This window comes from Streptomyces luteosporeus (assembly GCF_039532865.1).
GTDB lineage: Bacteria > Actinomycetota > Actinomycetes > Streptomycetales > Streptomycetaceae > Streptomyces > Streptomyces luteosporeus.
This window is the reverse complement of sequence record NZ_BAAASL010000011.1, coordinates 117,262-131,540: the sequence shown is the minus strand read 5'-3', so window position 1 is coordinate 131,540 and position 14,279 is coordinate 117,262. Positions and strand designations below refer to the sequence as shown.

Below are 14,279 nucleotides of genomic sequence, written 5' to 3'. Positions count from 1 at the left end.
TGTCAACTCAACCCATCTCAAGACCGGCGGACAGCAGAGGATTCGGTGTGGACATCCGGCACTCGGGAGGGCTGTTCCACAGCGACTCGACGTCATCCGGGCGCCCCGCCCGGGGCACGGCCCGGCTTCCCGCACGCCACGCGCCCAGTGTCGGCGGGCACGGCTCGAAAAATCCCTAGAGTGGAAATCACCGGAGCCGGACATCGCCGCAGGCGGGGCGCACGGGCGGGCGGGCGAGGACGCCCTGATGGCAGGGGGTTACCAGATGGCGGCGGCCAGCACCTCGCCGTGGTCGCGCTCGCGGGCGGCCTGGCGCAGGTCGGACTCGACCATCATCTGCATCAGTTCGGGGAAGCCGACCTCCGGCTCCCAGCCCAGCGCCTCGCGGGCGCAGGTGTAGTCGGCGCACAGCGTCTCGACCTCGGCGGGGCGCACGAGGGCCGGGTCGACGACGACGTGCTCCTCCCAGTCCAGGCCGACGCACTCGAAGGCCAGGCGCGCGGCCTCCCGTACGGAGTGCATCTGCCCGGTGCCGACGACGTACTCGCCGGGCTCGTCCTGCTGCAGCATCAGGTGCATGGCGCGGACGTAGTCGCCGGCGAAGCCCCAGTCGCGCACGGCGTCGAGGTTGCCGAGGGAGAGCTTGTCCTGCAGGCCCAGCTTGATCTGGGCCACGGCCAGGGAGATCTTGCGGGTGACGAACTCGGCGCCGCGGCGGGGCGATTCGTGGTTGAAGAGGATCCCGGAGACCCCGTACATCCCGAAGGACTCACGGTAGTTGCGGGTGATGTAGTGCCCGTAGGTCTTGGCGACGCCGTAGGGGCTGCGGGGGTGGAAGGAGGTGTGCTCGTTCTGCGGGGTCTCGACGACCTTGCCGAACATCTCCGAGGAGGATGCCTGGTAGAAGCGGATCTGCCCGGAGCCGTGCCCGCTGCCGGAGGACCTGCCCAGGCCGCTGACCATGCGGATGGCCTCCAGCATCCGCAGCACGCCGGTGCCGTTGACCTCGGTGACGAGCTCGGCCTGTTCCCAGGACATGGGGACGAAGGAGATGGCTCCGAGGTTGTAGACCTCGTCGGGCTGGACGAGGTCGACGGCGGCGACCAGGCTGGCCTGGTCCATCAGGTCGCCGTTGACGAACGACAGCTCCGGTATGAGCCGGCCCACCCGCTCCTTGCGGGGGTTGGCCTGGCCCCGGGTCAGGCCCCATACCTGGTAGCCCTCGGCGAGGAGGTGCTCGGCCAGGTAGGAGCCGTCCTGCCCGGTGATTCCGGTGATCAGCGCGCGCTTGGACATCAGTCCCCTTTCGCAGTGCTCGGCGAGCTCACCGAATCACGCAAGCGGCTAAGGAATTTCCGAGACTTCGCGCCGCGGCGGGCGCCCGGCCCGTGGCACAGAGGTCAGTACAATCAGGCGTTCGCAGAGTGCGTGACGAGCGGGTGAGGAGCGGAGAACGTGAGCGGCTGGCACGGGCTGTACCGGGTGCGCAACGTCCACAGCGGGCTGCTGCTGGAGGTGGCGGGCGGCCGCAAGGGCAGCGGTGCCAACGTGCAGCAGGGCAAGGAGGACGGCTCGCCGGCCCAGTTGTGGCAGGTGAGCCCGGTGCACGAGGGCAGTGCCGAGTACCACTTCGTCAACGCGGGCAGCGGCAAGCGCCTGGACGTCACCGGCGCCTCCGTGGAGAACGGCGCCAACGTCCAGCAGTGGAAGGCCAACAACTACGGCGCCCAGGAGTGGCTCGTCGAGCGCCACCTGGACGACGCGGGGACGGTCAGCCTGGTCAACCACGTCAGCGGTCTGCTGCTGGAGGTGGCCGACGCGGGCACGTCCCCCGGCGACAACGTGCAGCAGTGGGAGGACAGGGACCACCCGGCGCAGTGGTGGCGCCTGGAGCCGGCGGCCTGATCCGGGCTTGATCCGGCTGCTCGATCCGGCGGCCCGGTCCTTCAGTCGGCCGGGCCGTCGGTGATGCGGCGCAGCCAGTCGCGCAGCAGCAGCGTCTCGTTGGCGGTCAGCCCGGGCGCCCGCTCACCGGTCAGCGCGGCGGCCAGGGTGGCCGCCGCGGCATGCGGGTCGGCCCCGGGGCGCCCCGGGAGGTTTTCGCCTGCGCCGGCCGCCTCCTCAGGGGCCTTCGCGGCTCCGGTGGTGATCGCGTCGACGACCGCGTCCCGGGTGCGCCGGCAGACCTGCTCGGCCTCCGCCCCGGGGTCGGCGATCAGGGCCAGGGTGACGCCGCTGTTGGCGGCCAGGACCATGCGCGCGGCGAGCTCCGGGGCGGTCCGCAGCCGCCCGGCCAGTGCGATGCGGCGGCACAGTTCCAGCAGTGCGCCGTGGGCCTCGCGGGCGGCGGCCGGCGGGGGGCCGGTGCGCGGGGTGCCGTACATCAGGGCGTAGAAGGCCGGGTGCGTACGGCCGAACTCCACGTGGGCGTCCCAGCCGCGGCGCAGGTCCTCCACGGGGTCGCCGGTGGAGCCGGCGGCCTTCTTGCCGGACAGGTACTGCTCGAAGCCGTGGGCGACGACCGCGTCGAGGAGCCCCTGCTTGTCGCCGAAGTGGTGGTAGAGCGTCGGCGCTCCCACGCCGGCGGCCTCGCAGACCGCCCGGGTGGAGACGGGGGCGCCGCCGGATGCGGCGAGCAGGCGGGCGGCGGCCTGGAGGATGCGGTCCCGGGGGCTGGCGGTCATGTAGCAACGATATAGGGCTCGGGCCCGGGGCGATAAAGAAACCCGCGTGGCGATATAGCAGCGATACATTCCTAGGTGTATCGTCGATAGCGAGGCGCGTCCGGTCGGCCTGCGGCCCCGGCGCCCGGTGCGCCCGGCCCGCCCACGGCGGCCCGGCGCCTCGTCCCCCGCCCTCCCGAGGAAAGAGACCCGTGTCATGACGTCCATGCGTGTTGCCCAGGTGGCCTCCCCCGGAGGGGACCTCGAGATCGTCGAGCGCGAGCTCCCCGAGCCCGGTCCCGGCCATGTCCGCATCGCCGTCGAGGCGTGCGGCGTCTGCCACACCGACGCCGCCTTCGTGCACAATGCCTTCCCCGACGTCCGCTTCCCGCTGGTCACCGGCCACGAGGTGGCCGGCCGCATCGACGCCCTCGGCGAGGGCGTGACCGGCTGGCAGGCCGGCGACCGGGTGGCGGTGGGCTGGTTCGGCGGACACTGCGGCCACTGCCGCCCCTGCCGCGAGGGCGACTTCATCCACTGCACCTCCCTGCAGGTGCCCGGCTGGGCCTACCCCGGCGGCTTCGCCGAGGCCATGGTCGCGCCCGTCGGCGCGCTGGCCCGCATCCCCGAGGAGCTCTCCGCCACCGAGGCGGCGCCGCTCGGCTGCGCCGGCGTGACCACCTTCAACGCCCTGCGGCACAGCGGCGCGGGCCCCGGCGACCTGGTCGCCGTCCTGGGCCTGGGCGGCCTGGGTCACCTCGGCGTGCAGTACGCGGCGGCCCTCGGGTTCGACACCGTCGCCATCGCGCGCGGCGCCGGCAAGAAGGACCTCGCCCACAAGCTCGGCGCCCGCCACTACATCGACAGCAGGGACACCGACGTGGCCGCGGCCCTGCAGGACCTCGGCGGCGCCAAGGTGGTCCTGGCCACGGCGGCCAACTCCGACGCGATGAGCGCCACGATCGACGGCCTCGCCCACCGCGGCGAGCTCGTGGTGCTGGGCGCCACCCCGGAGCCCCTCACCGTCACCCCGCTGCAGCTGATCATGGGTAGCCGCACCGTGCACGGCCACCCCTCCGGCACCGCGCAGGACGTCGAGGAGACCATGGCGTTCAGCGCCCGCAACGGCATCCGCCCGATGGTGGAGACCGTGCCCCTGGAGGAGGCCGGCGCCGCGTTCGCGCGCATGCTCTCCGGCGAGGCGCGCTTCCGGATGGTCCTGACGACCGGCCGGTAGGCGGTCAGCGGGAGGTGTAGGTCAGGCAGTCGGCCGCGTCCTGCAGCGCGGCCACCGTGATGCCGGGGGCCTGGCACTCCAGCCCCACGTTGTGCAGGCACCCGGACATCTTGCACGCGCCCACCCGGCCCGTGGCGGCCAGGTCGCCGCCCTTGGTGGAGTGCACGAAGAAGGTGTCGCAGCGGGCGTGCGTCGAGTCGCCCACGGTGATGGCCAGGGCATGGCAGGCACTGTCCTGGTTGTACGCGCAGTCGGCGACCTGGCACACGGCCACCTGAGGCATCTCCACGGCGCTCTCCTCGCACGGCGGTACCGGGTTCGCACGATGCCTTCCTCGCCCGCCGCGCCACGACACCGGCGGGCGGGCCCGTTCACCCGGAAGCCGGTTCGAAGCGGATTTCGAGCAGGGTCCGAAGCAGGTTTCGCAGCACCTTTCGAAGCGGATACGGAGCCGATTCGAAACCGGTTTGAGCAGCACGGCGGCAGCCGAGAATCCTTGCGTCCCGACCCGCGCGAGTGCCTCGGAGGTCGCTCCATGCGCCGCAGTGTCGCAGCCGTCCTGACAGCCCTGCTCTCCACTGCGGCCCTGGCCGCATCACCCGGCGGCGCCGCGCAGGCGCGCGGGCCGGCAGCCGCCCCGCGCGAAGCCGCGGCCGCCGGCCGTCCGGTGGTCTTCGTGCACGGCCGCAACGCCGACGCCGGCGTGTGGAACAGCATGATCGCCCGCTTCAGAGCGGCGGGCACGCCCGGGGACCGGCTGTTCGCCTGGAGCTACGACACCGCCCAGCCGACGAACGAGGTGACCGCCGGCCTCCTGGCGCAGTACGTCGACGCGGTGCTGCGGCGCACCGGCGCCTCCCAGGTGGACATCGTCGCCCACAGCCTGGGCAGCCTCCCGAGCCGCTGGTACGTGAAGTTCGGCGGGGGGCGGGCCACGGTCCGCCACTGGGTCTCCCTGGCCGGCCCCAACCACGGCACGGGCATCGCCCTGTTGTGCGCCCTGTGGGACCAGGGCTGCAAGGACATGACGCCCGGGTCGTACGTCCTGACGCACCTCAACTCCGGGGACGAGTCGCCCGGTTCCGTCGACTACACGGTCCTGTGGTCGCCCTGCGACGAGACGATGCTCCCGCAGAACAGCCCGCAGCTGCAGGGCGCGCACAACGTACGCACCACCTGCCTGAAGCACAACGACCTGCTGACGGACGCCGCGGTGGCCGCGAAGGTGCGCGCGACCCTGGGGGCCGATCGCATGTGACGCGCATCACCGGCGACGGCGTCACACTTTCGCCGCGCGCACGGTCTACCCGGTGAACCCGCTTCCCACAGGAAGGTGATCACCATGGAGACCGTGACGGTACGCCGCGTCATCGCCGCGCCGATCGCCGAGGTGTTCGACTGGTGCGCCACGACCACCAACTACACCCGCAGCCCCTTCGTCCTGCGGGCGCGTCTGGCCCGGCCGGGCACGGACGCGCCCTACGGGGTGGGCGCCGTACGGCTGCACACCTGGCTGATCGGCTGGTTCCGGGAGCGGATCACCGCCTACAATGCGCCGTACGGCTTCGACTACACCGTCGACCGCAGCTTCCCGCCGGCCCGGCACGAGCTGGGCCGCATGACCTTCACCGAGGTCGCGAACGGCACCCTGGTGGAGTGGACGACGACCTTCCAGGCCCCGCTCGGCGCACGGGCGACCCGGCTGCTGGCGCCCGTCGTCGGCCACGTCTTCGGCCGGATCCTCGACGCGGCGGATGCGGCCCTTGCCCGGGGATGAGGGACGTGCAGCAGATGCGCGACCGCCCGCGGTCAGCGGACCGTCAGGTCCCCGTCGGGCAGGTCCTCGACGCTCACCACGGCCTGCGGCACCCCGAGGCCGCGCGCCACGGCGGCGGCGATGCCCGCGGGATCGGGCTGCGTGGGGTAGGGCACCTGCTCGTCGGGGCCGTAGGCCTCGACGGCCTTGGTGAAGTAGCCGGGGTGCCAGGCGCCGACGGCGCCCTTGACCTCCACCGCGGTCACGCGCCGCGCCCCGGCGGCCCGGCGCAGTGCCGGCAGGATCGCGTCCGAGCGGTACTCGCCCGGCACCTGGAACAGGCTGGCGTGGGCGCCCGCCTTGCCCCCGCCCGCCAGGCGGACGGTCACCGTCAGGCAGCTGGTCACCGAGGGGTAGAGGATGGCCTGCCCGGGTGCGGCCACGCGCACCTGACCCTCCGTGATGCGCACCGGCTCGCTCGCCTTCGCGCGCGCCGGGGCGGCGGCCGCGGCGTGGTCGTACGCCTGGCCGTAGGAAGGGGCGGGCGCGGCGGCGGCCGCGGGCGCCGCCAGGCCGGCGAGCAGGGCGACGGCGGCGAGGGCATGGGGTATGGCGGCTGCGGGCACGGGTGTTCCTTCACGTCTCGGTCGGTGGTCGGGCGCGCGGGCCGGTGATGTCGGACCCCCTTGGCACACTCGGTGGCAGGTCCACCCCTTGCACCGAAGGACGCCATGCTCACCACCCTCGCAGTCGAAAACTACCGTTCCCTGCGGCGCCTGATCGTCCCGCTGGAGCGGCTCACCGTGGTCTCGGGCGCGAACGGCACGGGCAAGTCGAGCCTGTACCGGGCGCTGCGGCTGCTGGCCGACGCCGCCGACGGCGGCGCGGTCGCGGCCCTCGCGCGCGAGGGCGGGCTGCCGTCGGCCCTGTGGGCCGGCGACCGGCGCGGCAGCGGCCGCTCCCCGGTGGTGAGCCTGCGCCTGGGCTTCGCCGGCGACGAGTTCGGGTACGCGGTCGACTTCGGTCATCCGATCGGCGCGGGGGCACCGTCCATGTTCGGCCGCGACCCCGAGATCAAGCGGGAGTGCACCTGGGCCGGTCCCGTGCTGCGCCCCTCGGCCCTGCTGTCGGACCGCTCCGGCCCGTCCGTGCGCACCCGCACCGCCGACGGCAGCTGGCACCGGTCGGTGAGCGCCCTGCGCCCCTACGACAGCATGCTCGGCGAGCTCGCCGACCCCCGCCTGGCCCCCGACCTGCTGCGGCTGCGCGAGCACATGCGCTCCTGGCGGTTCTACGACCACGTGCGCACCGACGCCCACGCGCCGGCCCGGGCCGCCCGGGTCGGCACCCGCACCCCGGTGCTCGGCCACGACGGCGCCGACCTCGCGGCGGCGCTGCAGACGATCCGCGAGACCGGCGACCACGAGGCCCTGGCCGCGGCCGTGGACGCCGCGTTCCCGGGCAGCACCGTGGAGATCACCGACCAGGGCGGGCGCTTCGAGCTGCTGCTGCACCAGCGGGGGATGCTGCGCCCGCTGGGTGCGGCCGAGCTCTCCGACGGCACCCTGCGATATCTGCTGTGGACGGCGGCGCTGCTCACCCCGCGCCCGCCGGCGCTGCTCGTGCTCAACGAGCCCGAGTCGAGCCTGCACCCCGATCTGCTGCCCCCGCTGGCCGACCTGATCCTCACGGCGGCCCGGGACACCCAGATCGTGGTGGTCACCCACGCGCAGGAGCTGGCCGCGGCCCTCGCGCGCGGCGCGCGCAGCCACCGCATCGGCACGGCCTCGGTCACCCTGGTCAAGGACGCCTCCGGCCGTACGGAGGTCGCCGGGCGCGAGGGCCCGCTGGACGAGCCGCTGTGGCACTGGCCGAAGCGCTGACATCGCAGCCGGTCCGGGCGATTACCGGCGGCCGCAGGGGGTACTCGGTTCCACCGTAGGTGTGCGCTTGAGGACCGACGGAGCGGACCGGGAGCACGCATGACGATGTGGCAGGCGCCTGCGGCGCCGGATCCCGGTCACCGGCGGCCCTGGCTGCGGATCTTCTTCTCGGGGCTGGTGCTGTGGCTGCTGACGGTGGCGGTCACCTTCGTGACCGGCAACCCCAACCTGGTCCCGACCCTGGTGCTGCTGGGCAGCTTCCTGGTGCCGGTCACGTTCGTGGCCTGGGCCTTCGAGCGCAGGGACACCGGTGAGCTGACGCCCACCCTCGTCTTCGGCACGTTCCTGACCGGCGGGGTGCTGGGGGTGCTGGCGGCGTCGGTCCTGGAGACGTACCTGCTGCATCCCTCGCCGTGGCTGTTCGCCGGGGTCGGGCTGATCGAGGAAGCGGTCAAGCTGTGCACCCTGGCGTTCCTCACCCGGCGCCTGGCCACCAAGACCGTCCGCGACGGCATGGTGCTGGGCGCGGCGGTCGGCTTCGGCTTCGCCGCACTGGAATCGGCCGGGTACGCCTTCACGGCCCTGTTCACCGTCCGCGGGCTGTCGCTGATGCAGCTGGTGCAGACCGAGGTCCTGCGCGGGCTGCTGTCCCCCGTCGGTCACGGTCTGTGGACCGCGATCCTGGGCGGTGTGCTGTTCTCCTCCAGCACCCGGGACCACTTCGTCGTCACCGGGCGCCTGGTCCTGGCCTACCTGGGCGTGTCGGCGCTGCACGCCCTGTGGGACTCGATGCACGACATCGCGCTGATCGTGACCCTGCTGCTGACCGGTACGCCCGGCCAGTACGAGCTGCTGCGCAACGGCTGGCTGCCCCGGCCGACCCAGGAGCAGATCGATGTGTTCACCGTGCTCTCCTGGGGCGGCCTGGCGCTCGTCGGCGCCGTGGGCGTGGCCTGGCTGCTGGCCGAGGCCCGTGCGGCCCGCCGGGCCCCGGCCGGCCGGGCGGGGCCCGGCGGGTGGCGCATCCCCGTCCGTCCGGGGCCGTGAGCCGGCGGGGCCGGGGTCAGCCGTTGCCGGGGGCCGCGGCGGAGAGCGGGGCGGCGATGTCCTCCAGGGAGCGGCGTTCGGCGGGCATGGCGAGGAAAGCCGCGACGAGACCGGCGGCCGTCATCAGGGCGGCGCCGATGCAGAAGGCGAGCACCGTGTCGCCGACCGCGCCGGTGCCGGTCAGCCGGGAGAACAGCAGCGGCCCGGTGATGCCGCCGGCGGCCGTGCCGACGGCGTAGAAGAAGGCGATGGCCAGGGCCCGGGTCTCCATGGGGAAGACCTCGCTCACCGTCAGGTACGCGCTGCTGGCGCCGGCCGAGGCGAAGAAGAGCACCGCGCACCAGCAGGCCGTCAGGCCGGCGGCGTCCAGGGTGCCGCGGCCGAAGAGCCAGGCGGTGGCGAACAGCAGCAGCCCGCTGACCACGTACGTCCCGGTGATCATCGGGCGGCGGCCGAGGGTGTCGAAGAGCCGGCCCAGCAGCAGCGGCCCGAGGAAGTTGCCGAAGGCGATGACGGCGAAGTAGTAGCCGGTGTGCCCGGAGGGCACCGCGAAGAAGCGGGTGAGGATCGCCCCGAAGCCGAAGGTGATGGAGTTGTACAGGAACGCCTGGCCGATGAAGAGGGCGAGGCCCAGCGCGGCCCGGCGGGGATAGGCGCGGAAGACGGTGCGGGCGACGGTGCCGAAGCCGGTGGCGCCGCGCTGGTGGACGGTGATGCTGCCGCGCGCCGGCGGGAGCGGGCGCCCGGTGTCGTCGGCGACGCGCCGCTCGATGGACGCCACGAGTTCCTCGGCCTCCTCGCCGCGGCCGTGGATGAACAGCCAGCGCGGGGACTCGGGGACGTGCCGGCGCACCAGCAGGATCACCAGCCCCAGGACGACACCGAGGCCGAAGGTGAGCCGCCAGCCGAGGTCGGCGGGCAGGACGTCGGTGTCCAGCATGACGATCGACAGCAGCGATCCGCCGACCGCGCCGATCCAGAAGCTGCCGTTGATCAGCAGGTCGACGCGGCCGCGGTGGGCGGCCGGGATCAGTTCGTCCACCGCGGAGTTGATGGCCGCGTACTCGCCGCCAATGCCGCACCCCGTCAGGAACCGGAAGAGGAAGAACCACCAGGACTGGAAGGACAGTCCGGTCAGTGCGGTGGCCGCCAGGTACAGGGCCAGGGTGAGCAGGAAGAGCTTCTTGCGGCCGTGACGGTCGGTCAGCCAGCCGAAGAACAGCGCCCCCGTGCAGGCGCCGGCCACGTACAGGGCCGCCGCGAGGCCGGTGACCTCGGCGCTGCTGATCGGCAGTCCGCTGCCGGGCTCCGCCAGCCGGGAGGCGATGTTGCCGACGACGGTGACCTCCAGCCCGTCGAGTATCCACACCGTCCCGAGCCCGATCACCACCGTCCAGTGCCAGCGGGACCAGGGCAGCCGGTCCAGGCGCGCCGGGATCGACGTCGTGAGCGTCCCGTCCCGGCCCTCGGACCGCTGATCGGCCATTGCCATGAGCACCCCCTTCTGCCTGGCTGCTCGCCTTCCCCGGGGGTGCGGTGGGCATGCCCTCGCCGGACGGACCGGGAGAGTAAAATGCCCCATGTGCGAGCCATGCGCGGCGCATCCCGTGAAGGGATGCGTGCAGCTTCGTGATCACGCTGGGCGTCGAGGAGGAATACCTCCTGCTGGACCCGGACCGGGCACTGCCGGTGCCCCTGTCCGAGCAGGTCCAGGAGATCGCCGGCTTCGGGACCATCGCGGAGGAGGGCGAACTGCGCCCCGAGCTGCTCCAGGCGCAGCTGGAGGTCGCCACCCCCGTGTGCCGGGAGCTCTCCGAGCTCGGCGGGCACCTGCTGCGGCTGCGGCACGCCGCCGGGGCCGCGGCCGAGCGGGCCGGCTGCCGGGCCGTCGCCTCGGGGGCCGCGCCGCTGTGCGACAGCCGCGCTCCCGAGGTCACCCCCAAGCCGCGCTATCTGCGCCTGCGCGACCAGGGCGCGCGTCTGGTCGACGAGCAGCTCGTCAACGGCATGCACGTGCACGTGTCCGTGGCGGACCGCGCCCGGGGCGTGGCCGCCCTGAACCGGCTGCGCCCCTGGCTGCCCCTGCTGGTGGCGATGAGCGCCAACTCCCCCCTGTGGCGGGGGCAGGACACCGGGTTCGCGAGCTGGCGCACGGTCGTCTACGGGCGCTGGCCCGTCTCCGGGCCGCCGCCCCGGTTCGCCGGCCGCACCGACTACAACCGGCGGGTGCAGGCCCTGGTCGCGGCGGGGGCCATCGCCGACACGGGGCAGGTCTACTGGCAGGCGCGCCTGTCCGACCGCTACCCCACGCTGGAGGTCCGCTGCTTCGACGTCCAGCTCACGGCGGACGAGGCGGTGATGTTCGCCGGTCTCGTGCGCGCCCTGGTGGCCACCGGCCTGCGCATGGAAGGCGAGGGTGCGCCCGTACCGCCGTGCGCCCACGAGATGCTGTGCGCCGCGAACTGGCACGCCGCCCGCTACGGCCTGCAGGGCAGGCTCATCGACGCGCAGGGCCGCCAGCGTCCCGCCGGTGACCTCGTGTGCGAGCTCGTCGAGCACATCACGCCCGCCCTCGACGAGTACGGCGACACCCGCGAGGTCACCTCCCTCCTGCACCGCTTCCTGCAGCGGGGCAACCCCGCCGGCCGGCAGCGCCAGGCCCTGGCGGAGGGCGGCTTCCCGGCCCTGCTCGACCTCATCACCCTCGAAGGCAGCGCCGGTTGAGCATGTGAGCCCGGACACCTCGCGGGCGGTTCCCGCGTGGGCGCCGGGGCCCGGGGCACACGTCCGGTCGGACAACCTCGCCGCAAGAGGAAGCAAGAGGAAGCAAGAGGAAGGAGGAAAAGGAGGATGGAACGTCATGCTGTTCCTCGTCGTGGCTCTCTTCCTGCTCGGTCTGCTGTGCGGCACCGCCGCACACGTACCCCTACCGGTCACGCTCGCGTCCGCGGCGGTGATCTGCGCGTGGATCGCACTGTTCGCCCTGCGGGAGCGCCGCAGGGCGCACCGGCACAAGAACTGACGCCACAAAAGGCGCCGGCGCAAGAGGTGACGGCGCGCCGGGACGCCGACCTGATGGCCGTGTGGTCGTTCGTCACCGGCCTGGTCGGGCTGCTGGTGTTCAACGTCGTCCTGGGCCCGTGCGCCCTCGTCCTGGGCGGGACCGCCCTGGCGCGCGGCACCGCGCGGCGCTTCCGCGCCGTGCTGGGCATGGCCCTGGGCGCGGCCGGGCTGCTGCTGTTCGTCGTGCTGTCCGTCGTGCAGGGCACGCCCAGCTGGTTCACGGAGGGCTGAGGGCCCCGCGGTCAGCGGCCCGCGTTGTTGCCCTCGTTCTCCTCCCGTTCGCCCTCGGCCTGCGACGGCGTGGTGCGCGTGGTCATGGGGTGCGTCTCGTGCAGGGGCTTGCCGTGCGCGTCCTCCATGTCCTCCTCGTCACGCTCGCCCTCGGCCTGCGACGGCGTCGTGTACTCGCTCATCACGTACTCCTTGAGGTCCTGACGTGGCGGGGGCTCACGCACACTCGTAGCCGGAAGGGGCCCGGTCCAAAGGGGTCGGAGGGTGCGTTCACCGGTTCGGCCGAACACACGGGGAAGTCCGCTTGCCGCGCGCGGCGGGCGGGAACCGCACGAGAGTCCCCCGCCGCGCACAGCGAAAGGTCCCCCATGGCCCTCCCCGAGCCCATCGAGCCCGGCGACGTCGTCCTGTCCCGAGGGACCGGATGGGTCTCGCGGGCGATCTGCCTGGTGGACGACAGCGAGGTCAGCCACGCCGCGCTCGCCCTGGACGCCGGCTCCGTCGCCGAGGTCGTCGGCAAGGGGCTGCGCACGGTCACCTTCGAGCAGGCCATGGACGGGCACGACCTGGCTGTCGGGCGCACCCTGACCACGCCCGCCGACATGTCCCCGGTCCTTGCGGTGGCGCGCGGCTACCTCGCCCGTCCGGTCTCCTACGCCCATCAGCAGATCGTGCTGCTCGCGGTCCTGTGCACGACCCGGCGGGTGCCGCTGCCCCCGGGCGGGCGCCGCATGGTGCGCACGGTCCTCGACCAGGCCGCCTGCGCCGTCAACACCATGGCCGAGCGCGGCCGGCAGCCCATGGTCTGCTCCGAGTTCGTCGCCCGCTGCCACGGGGAGGCCCGGCCCTGCGAGCCGTACGTGCTGAAGACCGGCGACGACGAGGCCGCGGCGGACGGGCGCACCCTCCTGGAGTGTGCGCACTCCCACCCGGACCTGCCCCGTCTGCCCGTGCCGGAGGCCACCGGCGCCTTCGACCCGGCCGCGGCGGAGAAGGCCCTCGCTCCCCTGGTCTCCGCCTACGCCACCGCCGTCGGCCGCACCGACTTCCTGCCGCTCGGGCACGCCCTGCCGGCCTCGGCTCCCCCGGCCGAGCCGGGAGAGGAGGAACTCCTGGGCGCCATGACGGCCTTCGGCAACGCCCTGCACCGTGCCGCGCGACCGCAGGAGCACCGCGGGCCCGTCCCGCCCGGCGAGGCGCTGGAGCGGATCCGGGCCATGGCGGCCGCGCCGGACTTCGTCACCCCCGGGGACCTGGTGCGCACCGCCTCGCTGACCGAGCACTTCCGGCTGGCCGTGCCCGTCCCCGGCAGGGCCGCGGGCACGCCCGGTACGCCGCTGGGCAGCCTGCTGCGCCGCCGCTGACCTGCGCACCGGGGCCCGGGCCGTGTCCGCGCCGGCGCTTGCCGTGCTCTTCGCCCTCCTGGCGGCGGTGAGCAACGCCCTGGCGACGGTGCTGCAGCGCAAGGCCGCGCAGGACGTGCCGCAGGCCCATGCCTTCAGCTTCCGGCTGATGCTGGACCTGCTGCACACCCCGGTGTGGCTGGGCGGCATCGCGGCGGTGATCTGCGCCGCCGCCTGCCAGGCCCTGGCCCTGACCTTCGGCAGCCTCGCGCTCGTGCAGCCCCTCTTCGTCAGTGAACTGCCCTTCGCCCTGGTCATCGCCTCGTTCGTGCTGCGGCGCCGGCTGCCCGGGTACGGCTGGGCCGCCGTGGTCATGGTCGCCGCCGGCCTCGCGCTGGCGCTGGCGGCGGCCGCCCCGCACGGGGGCCGGGCGCAGGTGCCCGCGGACGTGTGGGCGTACACCCTGATCGCCGCCACCGGAGTGACCGGCGGGTGTGTGGTGGTGGCCCTGCGCCGTCCCGGCGGCCGGGCGCGGGCCGCGCTCTTCGGTGCGGCGGCGGCCATCGGGTACGCGGTCACGGCGGCGCTGATGAAGGCGGCGGCCATCACGTTCGAGCAGGAAGGCACCGCGGCGTTCTTCACCGACTGGCAGACGTACGGCTTCTTCGCGACCGGTGCCTGTGCGCTGTTCCTGCTGTCGAACGCGATGCAGTCGGGCCCGCTCGTCGCCTCCCAGCCCGCGCTCACCCTGGGCGACGCGACCGTCAGCCTGATCCTGGGCATGCTCGTCTTCCACGAGCACATCCGCACCGGCTGGTGGCTGCTGCCCGAGGCCCTGGGCGTGCTGCTGATCGTGATCGGTACGACGATCCTGCCCCGCGTGCCGTACGCGCAGACGCTCCGGTGAACGGTGGCGCGTCGGGAGGCCGGGCGCGTTGCGGCGGCTCCCGGAAGTGCGCCGGGGCGTGCGGGGGCGGGCATGCCGCCTGGCGCGGCCGGCCGCGTACGGGGAGCATGCGCAGCAGACGCTGCGGTGAGTCGCCCCGCAGGCCCGGG

Annotated in this window: 17 protein-coding genes; 11 read left to right on the top strand and 6 right to left on the bottom strand. The window is 73.6% G+C overall.

The window, feature by feature from the left end; genetic code table 11:
- Nucleotides 1-258 precede the first annotated feature (258 nt).
- The gene (locus tag ABD361_RS16825; protein WP_344436129.1) at nt 259-1,296 is read right to left on the bottom strand and encodes a GDP-mannose 4,6-dehydratase; all 1,038 of its coding nucleotides are present in this window, start codon (nt 1,294-1,296) and stop codon (nt 259-261) included.
- Nucleotides 1,297-1,455: 159 nt separating this feature from the next.
- On the opposite strand from ABD361_RS16825, the gene ABD361_RS16820 reads away from it, so the two are divergent.
- Nucleotides 1,456-1,905, top strand: a complete 450-nt coding sequence (locus ABD361_RS16820; protein WP_344436128.1) for an RICIN domain-containing protein — start codon at nt 1,456-1,458, stop codon at nt 1,903-1,905.
- A gap of 41 nt (nt 1,906-1,946) precedes the next feature.
- On the opposite strand, the gene ABD361_RS16815 is transcribed toward ABD361_RS16820, so the two are convergent.
- Nucleotides 1,947-2,684: a TetR/AcrR family transcriptional regulator gene (locus ABD361_RS16815; RefSeq protein WP_344436127.1), complete on the bottom strand. Its 738-nt coding sequence runs from the start codon at nt 2,682-2,684 to the stop codon at nt 1,947-1,949.
- 196 nt (nt 2,685-2,880) lie between these two features.
- Between ABD361_RS16815 and ABD361_RS16810 the strand changes: the two genes are divergently transcribed.
- Nucleotides 2,881-3,900 (top strand): alcohol dehydrogenase, encoded by a 1,020-nt coding sequence (locus ABD361_RS16810; protein WP_344436126.1) that lies wholly within the window; start codon nt 2,881-2,883, stop codon nt 3,898-3,900.
- A gap of 4 nt (nt 3,901-3,904) precedes the next feature.
- On the opposite strand, the gene ABD361_RS16805 is transcribed toward ABD361_RS16810, so the two are convergent.
- Nucleotides 3,905-4,183, bottom strand: a complete 279-nt coding sequence (locus ABD361_RS16805) for a DUF1540 domain-containing protein (protein ID WP_344436207.1) — start codon at nt 4,181-4,183, stop codon at nt 3,905-3,907.
- A 252-nt stretch (nt 4,184-4,435) separates the two neighbouring features.
- Here ABD361_RS16805 and ABD361_RS16800 point away from each other — a divergent pair, with 252 nt between their 5' ends.
- Together ABD361_RS16800 and ABD361_RS16795 are read left to right on the top strand one after the other, a co-directional pair.
- Nucleotides 4,436-5,158, top strand: a complete 723-nt coding sequence (locus ABD361_RS16800; RefSeq protein WP_344436125.1) for an esterase/lipase family protein — start codon at nt 4,436-4,438, stop codon at nt 5,156-5,158.
- Between the two features lie 84 nt (nt 5,159-5,242).
- On the top strand, nt 5,243-5,677 hold the full coding sequence (locus ABD361_RS16795) for an SRPBCC family protein (protein ID WP_344436124.1): 435 nt from the start codon (nt 5,243-5,245) through the stop codon (nt 5,675-5,677).
- A gap of 32 nt (nt 5,678-5,709) precedes the next feature.
- Here ABD361_RS16795 and ABD361_RS16790 read toward each other — a convergent pair whose 3' ends face one another.
- On the bottom strand, nt 5,710-6,282 hold the full coding sequence (locus tag ABD361_RS16790; RefSeq protein ID WP_344436122.1) for a hypothetical protein: 573 nt from the start codon (nt 6,280-6,282) through the stop codon (nt 5,710-5,712).
- Between the two features lie 105 nt (nt 6,283-6,387).
- Between ABD361_RS16790 and ABD361_RS16785 the strand changes: the two genes are divergently transcribed.
- Together ABD361_RS16785 and ABD361_RS16780 are read left to right on the top strand one after the other, a co-directional pair.
- Nucleotides 6,388-7,539: an AAA family ATPase gene (locus tag ABD361_RS16785; protein ID WP_344436121.1), complete on the top strand. Its 1,152-nt coding sequence runs from the start codon at nt 6,388-6,390 to the stop codon at nt 7,537-7,539.
- A 99-nt stretch (nt 7,540-7,638) separates the two neighbouring features.
- Nucleotides 7,639-8,586, top strand: a complete 948-nt coding sequence (locus ABD361_RS16780) for a PrsW family intramembrane metalloprotease (protein WP_344436120.1) — start codon at nt 7,639-7,641, stop codon at nt 8,584-8,586.
- A 16-nt stretch (nt 8,587-8,602) separates the two neighbouring features.
- On the opposite strand, the gene ABD361_RS16775 is transcribed toward ABD361_RS16780, so the two are convergent.
- Nucleotides 8,603-10,078 carry an MFS transporter gene (locus ABD361_RS16775; protein ID WP_344436119.1) on the bottom strand — a complete coding sequence of 492 codons (1,476 nt, stop codon included), beginning with the start codon at nt 10,076-10,078 and terminating at the stop codon, nt 8,603-8,605.
- A 137-nt stretch (nt 10,079-10,215) separates the two neighbouring features.
- On the opposite strand from ABD361_RS16775, the gene ABD361_RS16770 reads away from it, so the two are divergent.
- From ABD361_RS16770 to ABD361_RS16760, 3 genes are all read left to right on the top strand, one after another.
- On the top strand, nt 10,216-11,310 hold the full coding sequence (locus tag ABD361_RS16770; protein ID WP_344436118.1) for a carboxylate-amine ligase: 1,095 nt from the start codon (nt 10,216-10,218) through the stop codon (nt 11,308-11,310).
- A gap of 136 nt (nt 11,311-11,446) precedes the next feature.
- Nucleotides 11,447-11,608 (top strand): hypothetical protein, encoded by a 162-nt coding sequence (locus tag ABD361_RS16765; protein WP_344436117.1) that lies wholly within the window; start codon nt 11,447-11,449, stop codon nt 11,606-11,608.
- Nucleotides 11,609-11,634: 26 nt separating this feature from the next.
- Entirely contained in the window at nt 11,635-11,880 is a 246-nt protein-coding gene (locus ABD361_RS16760) for a DUF4190 domain-containing protein (protein ID WP_425583230.1), read from the top strand.
- Between the two features lie 11 nt (nt 11,881-11,891).
- Here ABD361_RS16760 and ABD361_RS16755 read toward each other — a convergent pair whose 3' ends face one another.
- Nucleotides 11,892-12,062: a hypothetical protein gene (locus ABD361_RS16755; protein ID WP_344436115.1), complete on the bottom strand. Its 171-nt coding sequence runs from the start codon at nt 12,060-12,062 to the stop codon at nt 11,892-11,894.
- 186 nt (nt 12,063-12,248) lie between these two features.
- On the opposite strand from ABD361_RS16755, the gene ABD361_RS16750 reads away from it, so the two are divergent.
- Nucleotides 12,249-13,244 carry a C40 family peptidase gene (locus ABD361_RS16750; protein ID WP_344436114.1) on the top strand — a complete coding sequence of 332 codons (996 nt, stop codon included), beginning with the start codon at nt 12,249-12,251 and terminating at the stop codon, nt 13,242-13,244.
- A 22-nt stretch (nt 13,245-13,266) separates the two neighbouring features.
- A complete protein-coding gene (locus ABD361_RS16745) occupies nt 13,267-14,130 on the top strand; it encodes a DMT family transporter (RefSeq protein WP_344436113.1) in 864 nt (287 codons plus the stop codon).
- The last annotated feature ends 149 nt before the right edge of the window (nt 14,131-14,279 follow it).